Source organism: Vibrio sp. DNB22_10_4, assembly GCF_052879755.1.
This window is the reverse complement of record NZ_JBNNXW010000096.1, coordinates 1-254: the sequence shown is the minus strand read 5'-3', so window position 1 is coordinate 254 and position 254 is coordinate 1. Positions and strand designations below refer to the sequence as shown.

The 254-nt window shown below is 68.5% G+C and carries 1 protein-coding gene; it reads left to right on the top strand.

All coding sequences use genetic code 11. The annotated features are described in order from the left end of the window. On the top strand, positions 1–254 hold a 254-nt coding region (locus tag ACVA6Q_RS24810), incomplete at both ends, for a hypothetical protein (RefSeq protein WP_446649248.1).

The following is a 254-nucleotide window of genomic DNA, read 5'->3' as shown; positions in this document are numbered from 1 at the left end:
CACGACACAGTGGCTGGATGCCGAAGCGCGGCTGATGCGCTATCTGGAACGCACCGGGCGCCTGAACCGGGTCATCGAATTTCTGCCGCCCGACGAGGAGATCGACGCCCGGCGCGCCGCCAGCGGTGGCCTCACCACGCCGGAGCGCGCGGTGCTGATGGCCTACAGCAAGATGTGGCTGTATGACGCGCTGCTGGCCAGCGATTTGCCCGACCAGCCCTTCGTGGCCGACGGCCTGCCCGGCTACTTTCCGC